The 1,314-nt window shown below is 40.1% G+C and carries 1 protein-coding gene and 1 pseudogene; both read right to left on the bottom strand.

The features are described from left to right. Positions 1 to 13 precede the first annotated feature (13 nt). Positions 14 to 610: pseudogene (locus tag DN748_RS19285) on the bottom strand (IS4 family transposase); the annotation flags it as partial. 16 nt (positions 611 to 626) lie between these two features. Beyond that, entirely contained in the window at positions 627 to 1,184 is a 558-nt protein-coding gene (locus tag DN748_RS19280) for a DUF4372 domain-containing protein (protein WP_201741527.1), read from the bottom strand. Between the last annotated feature and the right edge of the window lie 130 nt (positions 1,185 to 1,314).

Here is a 1,314-nt window from a genome sequence, read left to right as displayed (position 1 = left end):
CATTAGTGGGCACTTAAAACCCATTGATTTTCAATTGATTATTTTTTAGTTCTTTGATATTCTTGTAATCGCAATCAGTAAGTACCTCTCTTACAGGGGTTTTATCCAGTAACGATATGCTAAGAATCTGTAATATTTCGTAGATTCTCCGCTCTATTTTTAGCGTGTTTGCTATGATGACGACCAAACAATAAGCGATAATGGCACAATATACCTGGGTTTTGACCGCGTTGATGGTCGTACCCCAAAAGGTCTTTATTTTTAAGTGCTGTTTGATCCACTTGAAAAAGAGTTCCACCTGCCAACGATTTTTGTATAAAAGGGCTATTTCAGTCGCTTTCAGGTCCATATTATTGGTCAGAAATATAAACTCCTTTTGGCTTTCTTGGTCCAGGTATTTGATTCGCCGTAATTTATCCGGGAAGCCTTTTAGGGAATAATACCCTTCCAGTTTACCTATCTGGTCGCATTTTATCCCATTGGCCTTGTCTGCCACGTTAGAATACATCCGCCTAAAACGGATATTGTTCTTGGCTCGGGTCACAAAATAGGCATCCTGGGCGTGTATCTTATGTAAGCGCTCAAAGTCGATATAAGCCTTGTCCAGTACATAAAAACTTCCGGATTCAAAGTGGGATCATGTCCAAGACCCTGACGTCATGTAGGCTGGCATTGGAGATGTGCAAAAAACTCGGAACACAGGTCTTTACATCGTATAGCGTATGCAACTTTATACCGGCTTTGGATTTTCTGAACTCGGCCCACCAAAACACACTAAGACAAAGATCAATAGTGGTGGAATCCAAGGCATATACATGACCTTGAACTTCCAGTTCAAAATCATTGTGATAATGATTTTTGCGGGCTTGTTCAATCAGCACATAAGCAAACTCCTCAAAGATTTTGCAGCTACGTTTTTCGTTGGCCTTACCAAGGTTACGTCTGGAAACAGACCTGCCCAAGCCTAAATGATAATACTTAGATCGATGGGCCTCCAAGCTGAGCATCAAATCCCGCATACTGTCTCTGGCTGTTAGTTGACCAAAAACCATACAGAGCATTTGGTTCCAACAGGTAAATGATCTAACGTATTTGTTGCCATTATGCTGCTGAACGATACGATCAAATACCCGCCGGGGAAGAAAATCGGTGAGCTGAGCAAAAATATACTTGCCTTGGTTCATGTTTATGAAATTTTGAAGAAACAAAATTCCATAAATCCATTTCAAATCGTCACGCTATCAAAAAACTCCCCAATCGCGATATACAAAGAGTTTCAAAGAACTTAGTTTAATTTTTAGTACCCATTAGTGA

The sequence above is a fragment of the Sinomicrobium soli genome (assembly GCF_003285545.1).
GTDB lineage: Bacteria > Bacteroidota > Bacteroidia > Flavobacteriales > Flavobacteriaceae > Sinomicrobium.
Note: the sequence above shows the minus strand (reverse complement) of the source record. Positions and strands in the feature narration are given on the sequence as shown.

Excerpts from the sequence above, each read along its gene's own strand:
- DN748_RS19280 (WP_201741527.1), bottom strand. The coding sequence starts at position 1,184 with ATGAACCAAGGCAAGTATATTTTTGCTCAGCTCACCGATTTTCTTCCC.